16 protein-coding genes and 1 pseudogene are annotated in these 20,629 nt (G+C 65.4%); 16 read left to right on the top strand and 1 reads right to left on the bottom strand.

Features of this window, described 5'->3' with window-relative positions:
- Positions 1–119 precede the first annotated feature (119 nt).
- Positions 120–1,106, top strand: a pseudogene (locus tag KIH79_RS11425) (oleate hydratase); the annotation flags it as partial.
- A gap of 185 nt (positions 1,107–1,291) precedes the next feature.
- On the opposite strand, the gene KIH79_RS11420 reads toward KIH79_RS11425, so the two are convergent.
- The gene (locus KIH79_RS11420) at positions 1,292–1,807 is read right to left on the bottom strand and encodes an Lrp/AsnC family transcriptional regulator (protein WP_219059488.1); all 516 of its coding nucleotides are present in this window, start codon (positions 1,805–1,807) and stop codon (positions 1,292–1,294) included.
- Between the two features lie 256 nt (positions 1,808–2,063).
- Here KIH79_RS11420 and KIH79_RS11415 point away from each other — a divergent pair, with 256 nt between their 5' ends.
- The 15 genes from KIH79_RS11415 to priA all read left to right on the top strand — a co-directional run bounded on the left by KIH79_RS11415 (position 2,064) and on the right by priA (position 20,302).
- On the top strand, positions 2,064–3,182 hold the full coding sequence (locus tag KIH79_RS11415; RefSeq protein WP_219059487.1) for an ABC transporter ATP-binding protein: 1,119 nt from the start codon (positions 2,064–2,066) through the stop codon (positions 3,180–3,182).
- Positions 3,179–4,192 carry an ABC transporter permease gene (locus KIH79_RS11410; protein ID WP_219059486.1) on the top strand — a complete coding sequence of 338 codons (1,014 nt, stop codon included), beginning with the start codon at positions 3,179–3,181 and terminating at the stop codon, positions 4,190–4,192. Before KIH79_RS11415 ends, KIH79_RS11410 begins: the two co-directional genes overlap by 4 nt.
- A complete protein-coding gene (locus KIH79_RS11405; protein WP_219059485.1) occupies positions 4,189–5,148 on the top strand; it encodes an ABC transporter permease in 960 nt (319 codons plus the stop codon). The genes KIH79_RS11410 and KIH79_RS11405 overlap by 4 nt, the downstream gene beginning before the upstream one ends.
- Positions 5,149–5,157: 9 nt before the next feature.
- The gene (locus KIH79_RS11400) at positions 5,158–6,285 is read left to right on the top strand and encodes an ABC transporter substrate-binding protein (RefSeq protein ID WP_219059484.1); all 1,128 of its coding nucleotides are present in this window, start codon (positions 5,158–5,160) and stop codon (positions 6,283–6,285) included.
- A 331-nt stretch (positions 6,286–6,616) separates the two neighbouring features.
- Positions 6,617–7,990 carry an aspartate aminotransferase family protein gene (locus tag KIH79_RS11395; protein ID WP_219059483.1) on the top strand — a complete coding sequence of 458 codons (1,374 nt, stop codon included), beginning with the start codon at positions 6,617–6,619 and terminating at the stop codon, positions 7,988–7,990.
- Between the two features lie 120 nt (positions 7,991–8,110).
- Positions 8,111–8,650 carry a GNAT family N-acetyltransferase gene (locus tag KIH79_RS11390; protein ID WP_236023825.1) on the top strand — a complete coding sequence of 180 codons (540 nt, stop codon included), beginning with the start codon at positions 8,111–8,113 and terminating at the stop codon, positions 8,648–8,650.
- Positions 8,651–8,762: 112 nt separating this feature from the next.
- Positions 8,763–10,229 (top strand): xylulokinase, encoded by a 1,467-nt coding sequence (locus KIH79_RS11385; protein ID WP_219059482.1) that lies wholly within the window; start codon positions 8,763–8,765, stop codon positions 10,227–10,229.
- 168 nt (positions 10,230–10,397) lie between these two features.
- Complete coding sequence (locus KIH79_RS11380; protein WP_219059481.1) at positions 10,398–12,011, top strand: extracellular solute-binding protein; 1,614 nt, start codon at positions 10,398–10,400, stop codon at positions 12,009–12,011.
- A gap of 107 nt (positions 12,012–12,118) precedes the next feature.
- Positions 12,119–14,581: a beta-galactosidase gene (locus tag KIH79_RS11375; protein WP_219059480.1), complete on the top strand. Its 2,463-nt coding sequence runs from the start codon at positions 12,119–12,121 to the stop codon at positions 14,579–14,581.
- Positions 14,582–14,670: 89 nt separating this feature from the next.
- Positions 14,671–16,068, top strand: coding sequence for a histidinol dehydrogenase (gene hisD, locus KIH79_RS11370; protein WP_219059479.1), 1,398 nt, complete (start codon positions 14,671–14,673; stop codon positions 16,066–16,068).
- Between the two features lie 161 nt (positions 16,069–16,229).
- On the top strand, positions 16,230–17,402 hold the full coding sequence (locus tag KIH79_RS11365) for a histidinol-phosphate transaminase (protein ID WP_219059478.1): 1,173 nt from the start codon (positions 16,230–16,232) through the stop codon (positions 17,400–17,402).
- A 124-nt stretch (positions 17,403–17,526) separates the two neighbouring features.
- Positions 17,527–18,129, top strand: coding sequence for an imidazoleglycerol-phosphate dehydratase HisB (gene hisB / locus KIH79_RS11360; RefSeq protein WP_219059477.1), 603 nt, complete (start codon positions 17,527–17,529; stop codon positions 18,127–18,129).
- Positions 18,129–18,818, top strand: coding sequence for a hypothetical protein (locus KIH79_RS11355; protein WP_236023824.1), 690 nt, complete (start codon positions 18,129–18,131; stop codon positions 18,816–18,818). Before hisB ends, KIH79_RS11355 begins: the two co-directional genes overlap by 1 nt.
- Before the next feature lie 54 nt (positions 18,819–18,872).
- Entirely contained in the window at positions 18,873–19,520 is a 648-nt protein-coding gene (hisH, locus tag KIH79_RS11350; RefSeq protein ID WP_219059476.1) for an imidazole glycerol phosphate synthase subunit HisH, read from the top strand.
- 56 nt (positions 19,521–19,576) lie between these two features.
- Positions 19,577–20,302, top strand: coding sequence for a bifunctional 1-(5-phosphoribosyl)-5-((5-phosphoribosylamino)methylideneamino)imidazole-4-carboxamide isomerase/phosphoribosylanthranilate isomerase PriA (gene priA / locus KIH79_RS11345; protein WP_219059475.1), 726 nt, complete (start codon positions 19,577–19,579; stop codon positions 20,300–20,302).
- The last annotated feature ends 327 nt before the right edge of the window (positions 20,303–20,629 follow it).

Below are 20,629 nucleotides of genomic sequence, written 5' to 3'. Positions count from 1 at the left end.
GTGGCCTGGATCTTGAGGATCGTGTCCTGGCCGACGCCGGTGCGCTCGTGCTTGGGGCCGTCTCCCCCGCCGATCGCGAATTCGACGTTGTCGACCTTGGTGTTGTAGTGGAACTGCACGCCGTGCGCATCGACATCGACCATGAAGGCGACAAGTCCTCGATCGACCTGACGCCCGACGACTACGTGTTCATCACCAACGGCGGCTGCGTCGAAAACTCCACCATGGGCTCGCAGCATGCGCCCGCCCCGTGGAACCCCGACATCAAGCCCGGCGGCGGCTGGGACATGTGGCGCCGCATCGCCAAGCAGGATCCGAGCTTCGGCCATCCCGACACGTTCTGCTCCGACCCGCAGGCCACCAAGTGGATGAGCGCCACCGTGACCACGCTCGACAAGGAGATCCCGCCGTACATCCAGCGCATCTGCAAGCGCGACCCGTTCACCGGGCACGTCGTCACCGGCGGCATCGTCACCGTCACCGACTCCAACTGGCTCATGAGCTGGACGCTCAACCGCCAGCAGCAGTTCCGTGACCAGCCCAAGGACCAGCTGTGCGTGTGGGTGTACGGCCTGTTCCCCGACAAGCCCGGCAACTACGTCAAGAAGCCGATGACCGAATGCACCGGCGAGGAAATCTGCGAAGAATGGCTCTACCATATGGGCGTGCCGACCGACAAAATCGAGGCGCTCGCCAAGAGCCACGCCAACACCGTGCCGGTCATGATGCCGTACATCACCGCGTTCTTCATGCCGCGCGCCGCCGGCGACCGCCCGGACGTCGTGCCAGACGGTGCCGTCAACTTCGCGTTCCTCGGCCAGTTCGCCGAGACGCCGCGTGACACGATCTTCACCACCGAATACTCGATGCGCACCGGCATGGAGGCGGTGTACACGCTGCTCGACGTGGACCGCGGCGTGCCCGAGGTGTGGGGCAGCGTCTACGACGTGAGGAACCTGCTCAACGCGACCGTCAAGCTGCGCGACGGCAAGCCGGTCACGGACATGAAGCTCAACTTCATGGAGCGCGCGGTGCTGGCCAAGATCTTGAAGAAGCTCGACGGCACCGACATCGCCACGCTTCTGCGCGAGTACCACGTGATCTGACGGTCACTGGGATTCGCTGATTCGTTACGTTTCGTCGGTGTCCGGCTGAGGCCGGCATATACAACGCTCGACACGCTCCGGGCCGCTCGGCCAAGTCATACGGTCGAGCATTGCATATGCCGACCCCAGCCTCGTTCGGTGCGCATGTTGCATTTGGCGGAACGACTTGCGAAGTCGGTAAAGGGCTAGCGCACGCCCCAGTCGTAGCGCTGGGATTCGAGGCGCATGTAGGTGAAGAGCTCGGTGCGGGCGATGCCGTCGATCTTGCGGATGTGGCGGTTGACGAGTTCGAGCATGCTTTCGTCGTCCTCGGCGAAGATCTCGGCGAGAATGTCGAAGCGGCCGGCCGTGATGATGATGTAGTCGATGTGCGCGATCTCCTTGAGTTCGTTCGCCACGTATTCGATGTCGCCGTCGACCGTGATGCCGACCATCGCTTGCCGGCGGAAGCCCATGTCCATCGGATTGGTGACGGCGACGATCTGCATGATGCCGTCGTCGAGCATGCGCTGCACGCGCAGGCGCACGGCCGCCTCCGACAGGCCGATCTCCTTGCCGATCGACACGTATGATCGGCGTCCGTCCTCCTGCAGGAGGGCGATGATGCGCTTGTTCGTCGCGTCCATGACGGCCGGCTGCGCGTCCTGCGCCGTGCCATCCACGTCCGTCCGGTCCAGTCTGCCGGTTCTGATCGTGCCCATATGACCACCTCGGGTTCCGTGTGCCGCATGAGTCGCGGCGATGCTCGCTGCGATATTCGTTGTCTGCGGGTTCCCATTATGCACGAGCCGATGTGAAATTGCGGTTTTCGTTGTGTCAAGGGCATGTAATTTCGGTTTTCAATGTAATCATTCGGTTTCGTGACGAAATAAATTGCAATGTTGCGTTTACTTTATGGAAATCGCGGTCTTCTTCACTGTCCAGTGTGATGTGACGAGCCAAGCAAAAGGAGACGCGATGAACAGTGCGAAGCCGTTGGTGGCGCGCGATCCCGAAGTGGAACGACGGGAATCCGGACTGACGATCAACCGGGCGCGCAAGACGTTCCGATCCGCCGAAGGCAAGGAAGTCCACGCCATCGACGACGTGAGCATCGCCATCCGCCAAGGCGAGTTCTTCATCCTGCTCGGCCCCTCCGGCTGCGGCAAGACCACGCTGCTGCGCTCCATCGCCGGCCTCGAATCGCTCGACGCCGGCGAAATCTACCTCGGCAACCAGCGCATCGACCAGCTCGCGCCCTACGACCGCCCGGTCAACACCGTCTTCCAAAGCTACGCATTGTTCCCGCACCTGACCGTCGCGCAGAACGTCGCCTTCGGTCTCGAAATGGAGCACAAATCCAAGGGCGAGATCAAAAAGACCGTGCAGGAGATGCTCGACCTCGTCCACCTCGGCGAATTCGGCGGCAGGCGTCCCAACCAGCTGTCCGGCGGCCAGCAGCAGCGCGTCGCGCTCGCCCGCTCCCTCGCCAAGCGGCCCAAAGTGCTCCTGCTCGACGAATCCCTGTCCGCGCTCGACTTCAAGCTGCGCCAGCAGATGCAGGTCGAATTGAAGCGCATCCAGCGCGAAACCGGCATCACGTTCATCTTCGTCACCCACGACCAGGAGGAGGCCCTGTCGATGGGCGACCACATCGCCGTCTTCTCCAAAGGCAAGCCGGAGCAGATCGGCACGCCCGAGGAAATCTACAACGAGCCGGCCAACCGTTTCGTCGCCGACTTCATCGGCGACATCAACTTCGTCGACGCGGTCACAACCGGCGCGAACGAAATCACCGTCGAAGGCGTGCCGTTCAAGGTCGAACAGGACCTGTCCGCATGGCCGGCCGGCGCCGCAATCAGCGCCGCCATCCGCCCCGAACGCATCGAACTGACCGCGCCGCGCGACACCGCGCTCAAGGGCACCGTCGAAACGCTCATGTTCATGGGCGCGGACGTGCGCTGCGAAGTGCGACTGACCGACGGCACCATGCTGCTCGTCCGGCTCTCCCCGCCGTATGACACGGCCGTGCTCCACCAGGGGGCCACCGTGTCGGTGAACGTCGAATCCGCGCACATCAGGGTGGTGGAACGATGAGCGGCGCGAATCCGAATCCGAAGACCGCGACCACACAACCCGCCGACAAACGCGGCGAACACGGCGACCGCACCGAGCGCGGCGACCGCCCGGCGTGGAAGCGCTGGTTCGCCTCCGCGCACCCCGTCAAACCCGGCATGCTGAACCGCCTGTGGTCCGTGCCGTCCATCCTCATCGGACTGCTGTTCACGCTCGGCCCGATCGGCGTGATCGTCGCGTTCTCGTTCATGAGCCGGCCCGACATGGGCGGCGGCGTGGTGTTCCGCTTCTCCACGGACGCCTACGAAAAACTCCTGTTCCGCCACGACTACTTCGGCAACCGCTCGTTCGACGCGCGCTACCTCGCCGTGCTCGGCACCTCGCTGTGGCAGGCACTGCTCACCACCGCGATCTGCGTGGCGCTCGCCTTCCCGATCGCCCTGTGGATGTCCATGAAAAGCGCGAAGGCCCAGCAGATCCTCGTGCTGCTGGTCACCATCCCGTTCTGGACGAACCTGATCGTGCGCACGTACGCATGGATGCTCATCCTCAACGAAAACGGTCCCGTCAACTGGCTCCTGCGCCTGCTTGGCATGGGATCGCAGCAGCTGCTGTACACGTCGTTCGCCTCCGTGATCGGTCTGATCTACACGTTCCTGCCGTTCGCGATCCTGCCCATGTATTCGGCGCTGTCCGGCTTCGACTTCCGGCTCGTCGAAGCGGCCTACGATCTCGGCGCGCACAAGCCCACCGTCATGCGCCGCGTCATCCTGCGCGCCGCCATGCCGGGCGTCATGAGCGGCATCGCCCTGTGCTTCATCCCGGCGTTCGGCTCCTATGTGCAGCCCGTACTGCTCGGCGGCGGACGCGTCCTCATGGTCGGCAACCTGATCGCCTCCCAGTTCGCCGAAGCGCGCAACTGGCCGTTCGGCGCGGCCCTGTCCACCGTAATCCTCGCCGTGACGCTGCTCGGCGCGCTCGCCGCGTCCATCATGGGCGGCATGGCCTCCAGAAAGGCGGGTGCGCGATGAGCATGATCAACCACGACACCGATCCGTCCGCGATCCGATACGGCAACGCCAGCGAATTCGGCGCGAAGGTCGCCCGCGTGCAGGCGGCCGGCAACGACGGCGTGCGCATGCCCGAAGGGCTTGAGAACAAACGTCCCGATCGTGCGTGGAGCACGCGCCGGTCCGGCCGGCAGGACAACCGGCTCAAACGCTTCCCGCTCGTCGGGTTCCTGAGCGTTGCCGTGCTCGCGTTTCTGTACGTGCCGATGATGATCGTCGTGTTCTTCTCGTTCAACGGCGGCAAGCAGGCGCTGCTGTGGCAGGGATTCTCGCTGCGCTGGTACGGCAGCGTGTTCACCAACGGCGCGATCGTCAACGCGACCGAAACGTCGCTGACCGTCGCCGTGATCGCCACGGCGCTGTCCACCGCGCTCGGCGTCCTGTACGTGCTCGCCGTCGACCACATGTCGCGCGCCGGCTCGGCGCTCGCGTCCATGCTCATCAACGCGTCCATGCTGATCCCCGAAATCGTGCTCGGCGTCGCGACGATGGCGTTCATCCGGCTCATCGGGCTCGCGCCCGGCTTCGTGCCGCTCGTGCTCGCGCACACCACGTTCTGCATCCCGTTCGTCGTCATGCCGATCCGCGCGCGTCTCGCCACCATCGACCACGCCTGCTTCGAAGCGGCCGAAGACCTCGGCGCATCCGGCGCGACCACGGTGATGCGCGTGACGCTGCCGCTGCTCGTGCCCGGCATCGTCTCCGGCGCGCTCATGGCGTTCGTCGTGTCGATGGACGACTTCATGATCTCGAACTTCCTGACCACGGCCGGCACCACCACGCTGCCGATCTACATCTTCTCGCTCATCCGCAAGGGCGTGAACCCGAGCGTGAACGTGGTGGCCGCGCTGCTGTTGCTGCTGGCCGTGATCGTGACCGTCACGTCCACGCTGCTGACGAACCGCAAGGACAAGTAAGGGGGAGCGATGATGGGACACGCGAAACATGCGATGATGCGCGGGCTCGCGCTCGCGATGGCGGGGCTCACGGCCGTCTCGCTCGCCGGCTGCTCCGGCGGCGTGAGCGACGTCGCGTCCGGCGCGACCGTAAGCGCGGTCGGCAAATACCGGGCGGCGACCGGCGGCGAACTGCACGTCTACACGTGGGCCGGCTACATGCCCGACGACGTGGTCAAGGCGTTCGAGAAGGACACGGGCATCTCGCTCACCGTCGACACGTTCGACAGCAACGAGGCGCTCGAGGCGAAGCTGCAGTCCACGGGCGGCGAGGGGTACGACATCGTCATGCCCAGCGACTACATGGTCGAACAGCTCATCCACGAGCATCTGCTCGTCAAATTCGACGTGAGCACGCTGCCGAACGCCGGCAACATCAAAGCCGAATTCCGCAACCCGTACTACGACAAAAAGATGGAATACTCCATCCCGTACATCGTCAGCTACACGGGCATCGTGTACGACGCGAAGGCGATCCCCGCCTCCGACGCGCCCACGTCGTGGAACGACTTCTTCCATCCCAAGGCCTCGTGGGGCAAGACGCAGCTGCTCGGCGACCAGATCGAAGTCGTCAACGCGGCCCTGCGCGCCGTCGGCTCCGACCAGTGCGCCACCGACCCGCAGGACTATCAGGACGCGGCCAACCTGCTCGAAAGCTACAAGGGCAAGCTCGGCGTGATGAGCTCCGAAGGCGTGGCCGACCGCCTCGCCTCGGGCGAGCAGAAGGTCGGCATGGCATGGAGCTACGACGCCTATCAGGCCATGAGCGGCAACCCGAACCTGCGATTCGTCTTCCCGAGCGACGGGGCGAACAAGTTCGTCGACAACGTGGCTATCTCGCGCGGCGCGAAGAACATCGCACAGGCCAAGACGTTCATCAACTGGATGCTCGACCCGGCCAACAAGACCGCGGTCGAACGCAACGCGGGCGCGGGCAGCGTGCTCAAGGGCGGCGACGAACTGCTGCCGGCCGCCATGCGCAAGCTCAACGTGATCGTGCCGTCAGCCGCGGAGGAGAAGCACGCGATCCTCGAGAAACGCTGCTCGAACAAGCTCAACGACAACTACACGATGATGTTCGAGGACTTCCGCAGCTGATGGCGGAACGTCGAACGCCAAAAAACCGAACGCCAAGCCGCGCGGGCACGTCGCCTGCGCGGCTTTGTCGTATCGCCGGCCGGTCGTGTCGCACCGCGTCGAGCATAGTGCTGCGTATTTCGCAACATACGCGCAACATGGGTGAGTAAATCGTGGCATATTACGGTAATCGCTACGAAATAAATAGGTGATTATCTATAACCGTTGGGAAAAACGCAGTACGGACCGCACGATCTCGCGAAACGCGTGGCACAAGCAACGCAGCGCGCGATCGGATCGGCGGCATCCGCAACGACGCGCATCACACCGGCCAAGACTAAGGAGCGACATCATGGCGGCGACCATCGACGAAACCAAGATCAAGGAACTCACCGAGAAAGAAGGCGACAAGCTCAACGCCAAGCTCGGCAAGTCGCACGAGATGTACAAGCGCGCCTGCGAGCACCTGTGCAACGGCGTCGCCTCCTCCTACCAGCTGCGCGACCCGTGGCCGATCTACGTCGACCGCGGCCAGGGCTCGAAGATGTGGGACGTCGACGGCAACGAATACTACGACTTCAACAACGGCTTCGGCGCCATGCTGCAGGGCCACGCCAACCCGGACATCGCCGCCGCCGTCAACGACCGCTTCTCCAAGGGCTCCCACTTCGCCATGCCCGACTGGGACGACGTGGTCGTGGCCGAAAACCTCGCCAAGCGCTTCGGCCTGCCGAAGTGGCGCTTCAACAACTCCGGCTCCGAATCCACGATGGACGCCATCCGCATCGCCCGCGCGTACACGCACCGAGACCACATCATGAAGATCTTCGGCTCCTACCACGGCCACCACGACGCGGTCATGATCTCCATCTACGCCGACTACAACAACATCGGCGACCGCTACCACCTGAAGTCCCTGCCGTACGGCGCGGGCATCCCGCAGGCCACCGTCGACCTGACCGTGCCGGTCCCGTTCAACGACCTCGACGCGCTCGAGCACCGCATCGAGGAAATGGAGGCCGAAGGCAACCCGCCGGCCTGCCTGATCATGGAAGCCTGCTTGATGAACATGTCCATCGTGCCGCCGGAGCCCGGCTACCTCGAAGGCGTGCGCGAAGTCACCAAGAAGCACGGCATCGTGCTCATCTTCGACGAGGTCAAGACCGGCCTGACCGTCGGCCCCGGCGGCGCCACCAAGCTGTTCGGCGTCACCCCCGACATGGTCACCATCGCCAAGTCGCTCGCCGGCGGCCTGCCCTCCGGCGCGATCGGTGGCACGAACGAGGTCATGCACGTCGTCGAGGACGGCGAGGTCTACCAGGTCGGCACGTTCTCCGGCAACCCGCTGTCCATGGCCGCCGCACGCGCCAGCCTCGAAAAGGTCCTCACCCCGGCCGCGTACGAGCATCTCGACCGCATGAACCAGCGCCTGATGGACGGCTGTCGCGAGATCATCAAGAAGTACGACTTCCCCGGCTACGCGCAGGGCTTCGGCGCCAAGGGCTGCGTGACGTTCTCCCCGCACAAGATCACCGACTACGTTTCCTTCCGCAAGGGCCAGAACGCGGCGCTCAACCAGCTCGCATGGCTCTATCAGGCCAACCGCGGCGTCTACATGGCGCCGGGCCGCGAGGAGGAGTGGACGCTGTCCGTGTTCCATGACGAGAAGGCGTGCGACACGTACCTCGCCGCGTTCGAGGAAATGGCGCACGACCTGACCAAGTAGCGGATGGCGGTCCGGCGGCGGCGATGAGGCGGCCGCCGATCGCGCGCGGGGCGGTGAACGACGATGTTCGCCGCCCTTTCTTATGTGGGGAACGACATGCGATCGCCGATCGATGATGGTATGACTGGACGCATGACCGACTCGACGATTGATGGCAGGGATCTGACGATACGGCACGCGACCATGGCCGACGCGGCCGCGCTCGCGGCGATCGAGGCCGCATGCTTTCCGCCCGCCGAAGCGGCGGATCCGGACGCGATTCGCGCGCGGCTGGTCGCCTATCCCGAATGCTTCTGGCTGCTGTGCGACGATTCGGACGATGCTGACGGCACGATCGTCGCGTTCGTCAACGGATTCGCGACCGACCGGCGCGACCTGACCGACGACATGTACGACGACGCGTCGCAACACGACCCGCACGGCGCATGGCAGATGATCTTCGGCGTGGACACCGCGCCGGCATCGCAGCATCGCGGCTATGCGAGCCGGCTCATGCGCCGCGTGATCGCCGATGCGCGCGCGGCCGGACGGCTTGGTCTGGTGCTCACCTGCAAGGACCGGCTCGTCGGCTTCTACGCGCGGTTCGGATACGTGGACGAAGGCGTTTCCGGTTCGACCCACGGTGGCGTCGTCTGGCATCAGATGCGGCTGACGTTCTGAACGTCGCGCACGCGATGCGTGACGGTACGCGACGGCTTGACTGCGATTGAGCGCGATCGGCCGCGTGACGATGGCTGCGACGGGCGACCGATGACGAAAGAAAGGACAGAAGATGCGCAAATATGCGGCGACATTCGATGCAGGCACGACGGCGATCAAGGGCGCGCTGGTTGACGAAGATGGCCGTGTCGTCGCGTCGGCGAGCGGCGACCTTGACCTGATCGTCGACGGCGACGCCCGCGAGCAGGATCCGAACCAATGGTGGCACGCGTTCCGCGACGTCGCCCGCGCAATGCTGCGCGACGCCGTGCAGGCCGATCCGGACTTTCGCGCCGACCGTATTCGCGGCATCATCTGCAGCGGGCAGATGCAGGACGTCATCGCGCTCGACGCTGATCTGCGGCCGGTGCGCAACGCGATCCTGTACTCGGACGGCCGGGCGGACGAACAGGCCGCGGCGATCGCGGAAACCTACCCGGGCGGTGAGCGACGGTTCCTCGCCGCGGTCGGCAACCGGCTCGAAGGCTGTCTGCCGCTGCCGAAACTCATGTGGCTGCGCGATCGCGAGCCGGACGCATTCGCACGAATCGTGCACGTGCTCATCAGTTCCAAGGACTATCTCGTCGCACGGCTGGCCGGCGTCACCGTCGGCGACGTGGCCGCCTGCTCCACGGCCGGCGCGATGGACATCCGCACCGGCCGGTGGGACACCGAACTGTGCGCCGCGGCCGGCATCGACGCGACATTGCTGCCCGAACTGCACCGCCCGCAGGATATCGTCGGCGCGGTGACCGCCGCGGCGGCCGAGGCGACCGGATTCGCCGCCGGCACGCCGGTGTACGCCGGCATCGGCGATGCGGGCGCGACCACGCTCGCCAGCGGCGTCGGCAGACCCGGACAATACAACATCAACCTCGGCACCTCCGGCTGGATCGCAACCGTGTCGAACGAACCGTTCGTCGACAAACCGGGCGCGGCAAACCTGCGATTCGGCGCGGCGGGCGGATACGTGAATGCGGTGCCGTTCCTCAACGCCGGCGACGTGCATCGTTGGGCGGTTGGGCTGCTGGCCGACGGCGACTACGACCGCGCGCATGCGCTGATCGAGGCGTCCGGGCCGGGCGCGAACGGCGTGCTGTGCCTGCCGTATCTGGTGGGGGAGCGGTTCCCGGTGATGAACCCAACCGTGCGCGGCGCCTACGTGGGGCTTTCGCCGGCCACGACCGCGGGCGACATGCTGCGCGCCGCGCTCGAAGGCGTCGCGTTCTCCATCCGGCAAGGCATGGAAAGTTTTGACGTGCCGCCGGCCTCGATCTCGCTGATCGGCGGCGGCGCACGCGAAACCTCATGGTGCCGGATCCTGGCCTCCATGCTGCGCCATCCGGTCGAGGTGTTCGCCAACGCCGACATCCTGCCCGCCGTCGCGCTCGCCTCGCTCGTCTTCAATCGCCCCGATCTCGTCGCGGCCGTCGCCGACACCACCACCTACGAGCCTGACGAGGCCGCCGAGCGCGCCTACGCCGCCGTCTACCCCCGCTTCGCCGCCCTCTACCCAGCCGTTGCCACGCTGAGGCAATGAGCACGGTCGCCCTTCGGGCGGTGCAAACATCCGCATGTCGCTGATTGACGGGAGTCGCTGCATTTGCTATAACGTTATATATGGCTGAAACACCGGTGTACCGGCGTGGATGTCGTCGTGGGCAAAGCTGCCTGCGAAAAGATCAATGACTGATCGAGGAGAAGTGCCATGCGTAAGAAGAACGCGTTTGGGAAAGTCATCACCGCAACATCGGCTGCATGTGCTGTCGGACTGCTGCTCGCCGGTTGCGGCGCGGCCAACACGGACACCGCGGGAGGCAAACCGCACATCACCATCATGGTGAACACCGGATCGACCCAGATTTCCCCGGGCAAGCAGGGATGGGCCAAGGAACTCGCCAAGGAGGCGGGCGTCGACATCACCTGGCAGAACACCGGCGACAGCGCATGGACCAACCAGCGCAACGCGATCCTCGCATCCGGCGATCTCGCCGACATCACCATCCGCGGCTTCAGCCCGTCCGACGCCCAACGCAACGCCGGCGCGTTCGAAGATCTCTCCAAGGACCTCGACAAGCTGCCCAACGTGCAGGCGTTCTTCAAGGCGAAGCCGCTCGCCCGCAAGCTCGTGGAAAAAGACGGCACCATCTACACGCTGCCGTCGTCGCGAGGCAAGGCATACCAGGCGTCCGGACAGCACATGCTCATCAACAAGGCATGGCTCGACAAGCTCGGCCTCGAAGTGCCGAAGACATGGGACGAACTGACCAAGGTGCTCGAGGCGTTCAAGACGCAGGATCCGAACGGCAACGGCGAGGCCGACGAGTACCCGATCGACCTGCGGCCGCTCGACACGTCGAACCTCGGCAACTGGTGGAGCCCGTTCCTGTTCCTCAACTCGACCGGCATCGTCACCCAGTTCAACAACGGACCGTCGTCGTCCGGCATCTACGTGGAAAACGGCAAGGTGAAGAACTGGGCGATCAGCGACGAATTCCGTCAGGTCATCGAATACCTGCACCAGCTCACCGCCGATGGATTGGCACCGAGCACGTGGGTCACCAAGCAGATCGACACGTACTGGAACGAGATCAAGGGCGACGGGGAGAAGGTCGGCAAGGTCGGCGTGCTGTTCACGTGGGACCAGTCGAACATCGCCAACTGGGGCACGTCGCTCAACGAGGAGTACATCGGCATCCCCGTGCCGGCCGCGCCCGGCGTCAGCCAGAGCGAGGTCGTGTGGGACGCGTCGCGCGAATACAACGAGTACGAGGACTACAAGCTGTCCATGAGTGCGAACACGAAGTACAAGGACGCGTGCCTGAAGGTCATCAACCTGCTGTATTCGGAGAAGTATTCCGTCCAGCAGCTGCGCGGCACGATCAGCGAGGGATATCTCAAGCAGGACGGGCACACGTACACGGTTGAGCAGAAGTTCTACGACGCGGCCAATGAAGGCAAGACCCCCGCCCTTGAGGACCGTCTCGCCGGTTGGATCCCCGACGACGTGACCATCGTCAACGACACCGCCGCAGACAGCATGCAGAAGATCGACCGCGTGTACGACGACCAGTACGCGAACTACGACATGACCAAGGACGCGATGCCGATCTACGTGCGCCTCGACAGCGCGGACACGAACACGTTCGCGAACAACAACGCCGCGATCTACGACTACGCGATCCCGGTGATCTCCAGCTGGATCGTCAAGGGCGGTCTCGACGACGCCTCGTGGAACGCGTATGTCAAGCAGCTCAAGTCACTCAACATCGACCAGAACACCGAAATGTGGCAGAAGGCGTATGACGAGCAGGTGAAGTAGCTCCGCCAGCCATACTGCGCGGACCCGGTCGCGCGGGATTCCCCTTTCCGCGGCCGAGTCCGCCTTTTCTTGCGCCGCGCACACGCAACCATAGGAGACAATCCGACATGACTGATGACCATCGCATCGACCTGACCTCATTCGTCCCGGCAGCCCGCCGGCCGATCGACATCACCACCGACTATCAGCCGCGGGACCGCCCGCGCATCGGCTTCACCGACCACGGCCTGACGTTCGACGGCCGACCGCGGTACATCATCGCCGGAGAACTCCACTTCTCCCGCATGAGCAGCCGCCGATGGGACGACGAACTGGCGAAGATGCGCATGGCCGGCGTGAATACGGTATCCACTTATGTGTTCTGGAACCATCACGAAGAGCACGAGGGAGTCTGGGACTTCACCGGATCACGCGACCTGCGGGCATTCGTCGAACTGTGCGCGAAGCACGGCCTGTACGTGATCCTGCGCCCCGGCCCGTTCAACCACGGCGAATGCCGCAACGGCGGCCTGCCCGACTGGCTGTACGGCAAGCCATATCGCGTCCGCTCATGCGATCAGGGCTTTCTTGACGACGTGCGAAGTTACTACGCCAGGATCGGCGAGCAGATTCAAGGACTCCTCTACGAAGACGGCGGCCCGATCATCGCCTCACAGCTCGACAACGAGTACATGCACTCGTCTGCCCCGTGGGAGATGACCACCGGCATCTCCGACGAATGGGTGTACAGCAGCCGCGAAGGCGACGCGTACATGCGCGCGCTCAAACGCATTGCGGTCGAAACGGGCATCCGCGTCCCGTTCTATACGTGCACCGGATGGGGCGGGGCGCCCGTGCCTCCCGACATGCTGCCCCTGTGGGGCGGCTACGCGTATTGGCCATGGATCTTCTACCAGAACCAGTCCGACGGACAGCCGCGCAAACATCCGCTCACCGAGGAATACGTGTACCGAGACTACCGATCCCAAGACCCGGTCCTCGCCGGAGACTTCAGGCCTCCGTACGATCCGACGACCCGGCCGTACGCATGCGCGGAAATGGGCGGCGGCATGATGGTCTCCTACCACTACCGGTTCAGCCTGCCATACAAGTCGGTCGACGCGATGACCAACGTGAAGATGGCGTCCGGCTGCAACTTCCTCGGCTATTACGTATTCCACGGCGGCACGAACCCGAAAGGCGACGGCATCTACTTCAACGAGTCACAGGTGTCGAAGATCTCCTACGACTATCAGGCGACCATCGGCGAGTTCGGCCAGCTGCGCGAATCCTATCGCCGCGTCAAATCACTGCACTACTTCGCGAACGCGTTCGGCGACGACCTGTGCCGCATGGACACTGTGACGCCGCGCGAATCCGCCGCGATCCGCCCCGACGACCTCGACTCGCTCAGGTACGCGCTGCGCACCGACGGCACGCGCGGATTCCTGTTCCTCAACAATTTCCAAGACCATGCGACCATGCAGGACCGGCACGACCAAAGCGTGGCGATCCGTCTTGCGGACGGGGACGACGCCGTGTTCGACCGGCTGTCGCTCGCGGCCGACGAAAACTGCGTGCTCCCGTTCAACATGGACTTGGACGGCATCATGCTGCGGACGGCGACCGCGCAGCCGGTCACGCGCATTCGCCCGCACGGGGAAAACGCCGACACGTTCGTGTTCCTCACGCCGCGCGGCATGGGGGAGGGGAGATTCGTGTTCGACGCTGACGCCGCTGTGTCCGGATGTCTGTCCCGACGCGATCCGGCTGGCGCGAACGACGGCGAGGATCTTCGCATTGCCGTCGAACGCGACAAGTACGGGCGTACGGTCGTGCTTGTTCCGGAACGGGCCGCGTTCGCCCGGTTCGACGTCACGGTTGACGGCGCGCATGCACGGATCGTATGCGTGAACCGGCCGACCGCCGACCGCATGTTCGTCGTGCGCGGCGAGGCATTGGTCTTCTCCGACGACGCCGTATACGAGCGCGACGGCGAACTTGTCGTCGAAAGCATGCGCGACGGGGCCGGCATCGTCGTGTACCCGGCCGACTATTGCCGGTCTCTGGGCAACGTGCCCGTGCGATCGGACGGGCCGGATGACCTGCTGGGGCGAGCGGAAATCGTGTTTGACAAGACGGGCATGGTCGCGGAATCGCCCGTTGTCGCGGAAGAGGTGTCGTCTCCGGACGCCATTGCGGATCCGGACCGGATGCAGACTCCGACCGTGACGCGGTTGGCCGACGATCGGTACGCCATCGGGCTGCCGTCGGGCTTCCTGTCCAAGCTGGGGGCGAAAGACGCGCTGCTGCGCATCCGCTACCGCGGCGACATCGGTTGGCTGTTCTGCGGATCCGAGCTGGTGCACGACAATTTCTGCAACGGAGACCCGTGGGATATCGGACTGCGCGAGTTCGCGGACCGCATCCCCGGACACGGACTGACGTTGGTGATCACGCCGCTGAAGAAGGGCGCGAAGGTCAACGTCGATTCTCCCATGGCCGCGCGCATGGAAACCTCCGACGAGACCGTCTGCGAGCTGCTCGACGTGTCGCTCGTCCCCGTGCGTGAGCTTGTCGCGACACGGTGAACGGCGAAATCCGTGCGATATCTCACGATTCGGGTGAAAACGGACATTGGGCGGCGGTTCGTGAGGCGACGTTGTTACGATGGGGCGGTATGAGCGAGAACATCATGCGAATCATCGACCTTCGCGGTCGCAAACTGTCCCGTGCCGAACTGCTGGCCGCGATGCCGCGCGCCGCGATGGGCACCTCCGAGGCCACCGATCTGGTGCGCCCGATCCTGGAAGACGTCAAGGAGCGCGGTGCCGCGGCCCTGCGCGACTTCGAGGAGAAGTTCGACCATGTGCGCCCCGAGCACCTGCGCGTGCCAGAGGAGGAGATCGAGGCCGCGCTCGACACGCTCGACCCCGAAGTGCGCGCCGCCATCGAGGAATCCGTGCGCCGCGCCCGCGCCGTCGCCCAGAATCAGGTGCCGAAGGACTTCCACACCGATCTCGCGCCCGGCGCGCGCGTCGCCGAACGCTGGATCCCGATCCAGCGCGTGGGCCTCTACGTGCCCGGCGGCAAGGCCGTCTACCCGTCGTCCGTGATCATGAACGCCGTGCCCGCGCAGGCCGCCGGCGTCGAATCGCTCGCCATCGCCACCCCGCCGGCGCGCGACAACGACAAGGGCCTGCCGAACAAGACCATCCTCGCCACCTGCGCCATCCTCGGCGTCAAGGAGGTGTACGCGGTCGGCGGCGCACAGGCCATCGCCATGTTCGCCTACGGCGCCAAGGGCTCCGAGCCGCAGGACGGCGAGGTGCTGTGCGATCCGGTCGACAAGATCACCGGTCCGGGCAACATCTTCGTCGCCACCGCCAAGTCGCTCGTCTCCGCGTTCGTCGGCATCGACGCGGTCGCAGGCCCGACCGAAATCGGCATCATCGCGGACAAGACCGCCAACCCGAGCCTCGTGGCCGCCGACCTGATCGGTCAGGCCGAACACGACGAGCTCGCCGGCTCCGTGCTATTCACCGACGATCCCGAACTCGCCGACAAGGTGCAGGAGAACCTCAACTACCGCGTGCCGAAGACCGAGCACGCCGAACGCGTCCACACGTCCCTGTCCGGCACGCAGTCCGCGATCGTGCTCACCGACGGCCTCGACCAGTCGATCGACGCGGCCAACGCATACGCCGCCGAGCATCTTGAGATCCAGACCGCCGACGCGGACGCCGTCGTCAAGCGCATCAAGAACGCGGGCGCCATCTTCCGCGGACCCTACTCGCCGGTCCCGCTCGGCGACTACATGTCCGGTTCCAACCACGTGCTGCCCACCGGCGGCACCGCGCGCTTCGCCGCCGGCCTCGGCGTGCACACGTTCATGAAGCCCGTCGAAGTCATCGAATACGACGAGGAGGGCCTGAAGGCCCTCGCCGCGCGCATCAACGCGTTCGCCGTGTCCGAGGACCTGCCGGCCCACGGCGAATGCGTGCTGTCCCGCTTCGTCAAGGACCCGTACGACAAGGCCACGCTGCGCGAACAGGAGAAGGAAGCGGGTTTGCGGTAAATAATAACCGCATGCCGATGTGATGCGGGGAGTTGTCGACCATAGATTGATTGCGGGCTGCCAGAGGTTCTGGAACGTTCCGCGTCGTTGACGCTCCCCCAGTCAGCTTTGCTGACAGCCCCCTCAGCCGAGGGGGCCAAGGAACGGAATAGGGAAGTAGCATGACTGAAGAAACCAACGCGATTCCGGCGAGCCTGCCGCTGCGCAACGACCTGATCGGCGAGGAGCCGTACGGCGCGCCGCAGCTCGACGTGCCGGTCTGCCTCAACGTCAACGAGAACCCGTACGAGCCGAACCCCGACGTGTGCGCGACCATCGCGAAGCGCGTCGGCGAGATCGCCCATACGCTCAACCGGTACCCCGACCGCGAGCACATCGCATTGCGCCAGGCGTTCAGCGACTACCTCGCCAAGGAGTCCGGCGCGCGCCTCGCCGTCGACCAACTGTGGGGCGCGAACGGCTCCAACGAAATCATGCTCCAGCTCTTCCAGGCGTTCGGCGGCCCGGGCCGCACCGCGCTCGGCTGCGACCCGACGTACTCCATGTACCCCGAATACGCGCGCGACACGTTCACCGGCTGGAAGCTCGCCCACCGCAACGCCGACTTCACGCTCGACGTCGACGCCGCCGTCAAGGCGATCCACGAGATCAAGCCGAGCATGGTGATCCTCACCAGCCCGAACAATCCGACCGGCACGCCGCTGCCGCCCGCCGACCTCGAGCGCATCCTCGACGTGTGCGAAACCGCCGACGTGGCCGGGGCCGCCGAAGGCGTGCACCCGATCGTCGTCGTCGACGAGGCGTACGTCGAATTCCGCAACCCCGGCACGCCGAGCGCCGTCACGCTCATCGACAAGCATCCGAACCTCGCCGTCAGCCGCACCATGAGCAAGGCGTTCGCGTTCGCCGGCGCGCGCGTCGGCTATCTCGCCGCAAGCAAGGGCATCATCGACTGCGTGCGCATCGTGCGCATGCCGTACCATCTGTCCGCCGTCACGCAGGCCGCCGCGCTCGCCGCGCTCGAGCACACCGACGAACAGCTCAGCCAGGTTGCGCACCTGCGCGAGATCCGCGAACAGACCGCCGCATGGCTCAAGCGCCAGACGTACCAGGGCCAGCCGCTCGAAGTCGCCGCATCCGAATCGAACTTCCTGCTCTTCGGCGGCCACTTCGACAAGCGCGACCGCATCTTCGAGGCGCTGCTCGACCGCGGCATCCTCATCCGCGTCGTCGGCCCGGACGGCTGGCTGCGCGTGTGCATGGGCACCGACGACGAAATGGCCCGCTTCCGCGAGGCGCTCGGCGAGGTGCTGCGCATCGTGGAAGCCGAGTAGCCCGTCGCGGCCCGACGGCTACGATTCGGACCGAAGATCCGGCAGACAAACGGCACATAACGGTTCGGGCGGAACGGACAGGCGACCGCCCGAACCAGACATTCAGCAGTGTAAGGAGCATCACATGGCACGCACCGCGCACATCATCCGCGAAACCAGCGAATCGCACATCGACCTCGAACTGAACCTCGACGGCACCGGGCAGACCAGCATCGACACGTCCGTGCCGTTCTACAACCACATGATGAACGCGCTCGGCAAGCACTCGCTCATCGACCTCACGATCAAGGCGTGGGGCGACACCGATATCGACGTGCACCACACCGTCGAAGACACGGCCATCGTGTTCGGCGAGGCGCTTAAGCAGGCGCTCGGCGACAAGCGCGGCATCCGCCGCTTCGCCGACGCGACCGTGCCGCTCGACGAGGCGCTCGCCAAGGCCGTCGTCGACATCTCCGGTCGCCCGTACTGCGTGTGCACCGGCGAGCCGGAAGGCTTCGAATACTGCATGATGGGCGGCCACTTCACCGGTTCGCTCGTGCGCCACGTCATGGAATCGATCGCCCTGCACGCCGGCATCTGCCTGCACATGCAGGTGCTCGCCGGCCGCGACCCGCACCACATCGCCGAAGCCGAATTCAAGGCGCTGGCCCGCGCGCTGCGGTTCGCGATCGAACCCGACCCGCGCATCGAAGGCCTGATCCCGAGCACGAAGGGCGCGCTGTGATGAGCGACGATCGCCACGACGACACCGACAAGCCGGACGATCTGAATCCGGACGACTTCGGAGCCGACGACGCGCATTTCAGCGACGAGGAGCTGGAAGCCGCGCTCGCCGGATTCGAGCAGGAATTCAAGGACGACGACGCGACGGACGACGGCGCGCAGGACCGGAACGATCAACCCGCGGACCTGTCCTCCCAGTTCGAGGACGAGCTCGCCGGCCTGCTCGGCAACAAGGCGAAGGCGGCCGTGATCATCACGCGCGTCGCCTCCGCGCAGCTGCTCGCCGCGTTCTGCCAGCTGTCCGACATCTCCGCCGACTGCGTCGACTCGCCCGAAGGCGCCGTGGCCGTGCTGCGCGGCCTCGACGGCGACGGTCCGGAAGCCGCCGCAAAGGACCTGACCACCGTGGTCGACGGCATGGCTGTCGTGCTCGCCGTCAACCGCGCCGACAAGCTCGAAGCCACCATGTACCTGCGCGGCAAGCCGGGCGAAACGTTCGCGCCGCCGATCCTGTTCAACGCCACCGCGCCGTTCGTCGAGGACCTGATGCTCGGCATCGGCGGGCTCGACAGCCTCAAGGCGCAGGGCGCGACCATCGTCGCCTCCTCCAGCATGACCCACGACCAGGCCATGCAGGTGCTCGCCGAACACACGCGCTTCGGCCGCGGCGGCTCGCGCAGCATCCAGTAGAACGTCCGGACTTCCGTCCGCCCCCGCGCGGACGCATGACGAGAGGAACCAAACATGACATCGGTGGTGGTATTCGACTACGGATTCGGCAACGTGCGCTCCATGGTGCGCGCGCTCGCCAACCTCGGTCTCGACGTGACCCTGACCTCCGACTATCGGCAGGCGCTTGAGGCGGACGGCTTGGTCGTGCCCGGCGTGGGCGCGTTCGCCGCATGCATGGAGGGCCTGAAGCAGATGTCCGGCGACCGCGTGATCGCCGACCGGCTGCGCGCCGGCCGCCCCGTGCTCGGCGTGTGCGTGGGCGAGCAGATCATGTTCGAACGCGGCTTGGAACGCGGTCACGAGGCCGCGGGTCTCGGACTGATCGGCGGCACGGTCGACCTGCTCGACGCCGACGTGGTGCCGCACATGGGCTGGGACACGGTCGACGCGGCCGAAGACTCCGTGCTCATGCGAGGCGTGGAGCGCGAGCGCTTCTACTTCGTGCACTCGTATGCGGCGATGGACGTGCGACCGGCCGACCTGAGCCGGCTTGAGATCGACTTCGGCGACGCGCCGGAACGCGTGACGTGGTGCGACTATGGCCGCAGCCGGTTCGTGGCCGCCTACGAGCGCGGACCGCTGTTCGCCACCCAGTTCCATCCGGAGAAGTCCGCTGAAGCGGGCGCGCAGCTGCTGCGCAACTGGGTGTCCACGTTCTAGGTTCCGGCCGAACTCCGACCGACCCGACAATCCGCGAACAAGAAAGGCTGATCATCATGTCCCTTACCCTGCTTCCCGCCGTCGACGTGCGCGACGGCAAGGCCGTGCGCCTGCGCCAAGGCGAGTCCGGCTCCGAAACCGATTACGGCTCCCCGCTCGAAGCCGCCCGCACGTGGGTCGAGGCCGGCGCCGAATGGATTCATCTCGTCGACCTCGACGCCGCGTTCGGCACGGGCGACAACCGTGCCCAGCTGCGCGAGATCGTGCACGAGCTCGGCGACCGCGTCAACATCGAAATGTCCGGCGGCGTGCGCGACGACGCCTCGCTCGACGCGGCGCTGGACGCCGGCGCGGCCCGCGTGAACATCGGCACCGCCGCGCTCGAAAACCCCGACTGGACCGCGTCGGTGATTCGCAAGTACGGCGACCGCGTGGCCGTCGGCCTTGACGTGCGCGGCCACACGCTTGCCGCCCGCGGCTGGGTCAAGGAAGGCGGCGACCTGTTCGAAACGATGCGGTTCCTCGACTCGGTCGGCTGCTCGCGCTACGTCGTGACCGACGTGGCCCGCGACGGCATGATGAGCGGGCCGAACATCGACCTGCTGCGCGAGGTCGCGGAACGCACGGACGCCAAAGTGACCGCGTCCGGCGGCATCAGCAAGCTCGATGACCTGCGCGCCATCAAGGAGCTCGCCGATCTCGGCGTCGACTCCGCCATCCTCGGCAAGTCGCTGTACGCGCGCGCCTTCACGCTTCAGGAGGCGCTCGAAGTCGCCAAGTGACCGCGCAGCCGCCATAGCGGCCGTCTGACCGAACAACGAATCCGGCCGATATGACGGGCTCTTCGTATTGTGGTGTGTATGGCACGCATACCTGTTGTATCGGAATCGCGCTATCGCGCGATGCTGTGCTGTCGGCGGCAGCGGCAGCTGCCGCTGCCGGCATGGTTCCAACACGTCCTGTGATGCTGGCGGCATCTCTCGTCTTCCTCGACTGAATGTGGGCATGAACCGTCCATTCGTCCGCCCGTCCACAGGATCGTGGGCATACACCGACCACGTACGGGCTCACAACCGGCTCTTCATGGCCGGCCTATGCCCACGATCGTC

The organism is Bifidobacterium miconis (genome assembly GCF_019331735.1).
Taxonomy (GTDB): Bacteria; Actinomycetota; Actinomycetes; order Actinomycetales; family Bifidobacteriaceae; genus Bifidobacterium; species Bifidobacterium miconis.
This window is presented reverse-complemented; position numbering and strand designations above follow the sequence as displayed.

Excerpts from the sequence above, each read along its gene's own strand:
- KIH79_RS11420 (WP_219059488.1), bottom strand. The coding sequence starts at position 1,807 with ATGGGCACGATCAGAACCGGCAGACTGGACCGGACGGACGTGGATGGC.
- KIH79_RS11415 (WP_219059487.1), top strand. The coding sequence starts at position 2,064 with ATGAACAGTGCGAAGCCGTTGGTGGCGCGCGATCCCGAAGTGGAACGA.
- KIH79_RS11410 (WP_219059486.1), top strand. The coding sequence starts at position 3,179 with ATGAGCGGCGCGAATCCGAATCCGAAGACCGCGACCACACAACCCGCC.
- KIH79_RS11405 (WP_219059485.1), top strand. The coding sequence starts at position 4,189 with ATGAGCATGATCAACCACGACACCGATCCGTCCGCGATCCGATACGGC.
- KIH79_RS11400 (WP_219059484.1), top strand. The coding sequence starts at position 5,158 with ATGATGGGACACGCGAAACATGCGATGATGCGCGGGCTCGCGCTCGCG.
- KIH79_RS11395 (WP_219059483.1), top strand. The coding sequence starts at position 6,617 with ATGGCGGCGACCATCGACGAAACCAAGATCAAGGAACTCACCGAGAAA.
- KIH79_RS11390 (WP_236023825.1), top strand. The coding sequence starts at position 8,111 with ATGACTGGACGCATGACCGACTCGACGATTGATGGCAGGGATCTGACG.
- KIH79_RS11385 (WP_219059482.1), top strand. The coding sequence starts at position 8,763 with ATGCGCAAATATGCGGCGACATTCGATGCAGGCACGACGGCGATCAAG.
- KIH79_RS11380 (WP_219059481.1), top strand. The coding sequence starts at position 10,398 with ATGCGTAAGAAGAACGCGTTTGGGAAAGTCATCACCGCAACATCGGCT.
- KIH79_RS11375 (WP_219059480.1), top strand. The coding sequence starts at position 12,119 with ATGACTGATGACCATCGCATCGACCTGACCTCATTCGTCCCGGCAGCC.
- hisD (WP_219059479.1), top strand. The coding sequence starts at position 14,671 with ATGAGCGAGAACATCATGCGAATCATCGACCTTCGCGGTCGCAAACTG.
- KIH79_RS11365 (WP_219059478.1), top strand. The coding sequence starts at position 16,230 with ATGACTGAAGAAACCAACGCGATTCCGGCGAGCCTGCCGCTGCGCAAC.
- hisB (WP_219059477.1), top strand. The coding sequence starts at position 17,527 with ATGGCACGCACCGCGCACATCATCCGCGAAACCAGCGAATCGCACATC.
- KIH79_RS11355 (WP_236023824.1), top strand. The coding sequence starts at position 18,129 with ATGAGCGACGATCGCCACGACGACACCGACAAGCCGGACGATCTGAAT.
- hisH (WP_219059476.1), top strand. The coding sequence starts at position 18,873 with ATGACATCGGTGGTGGTATTCGACTACGGATTCGGCAACGTGCGCTCC.
- priA (WP_219059475.1), top strand. The coding sequence starts at position 19,577 with ATGTCCCTTACCCTGCTTCCCGCCGTCGACGTGCGCGACGGCAAGGCC.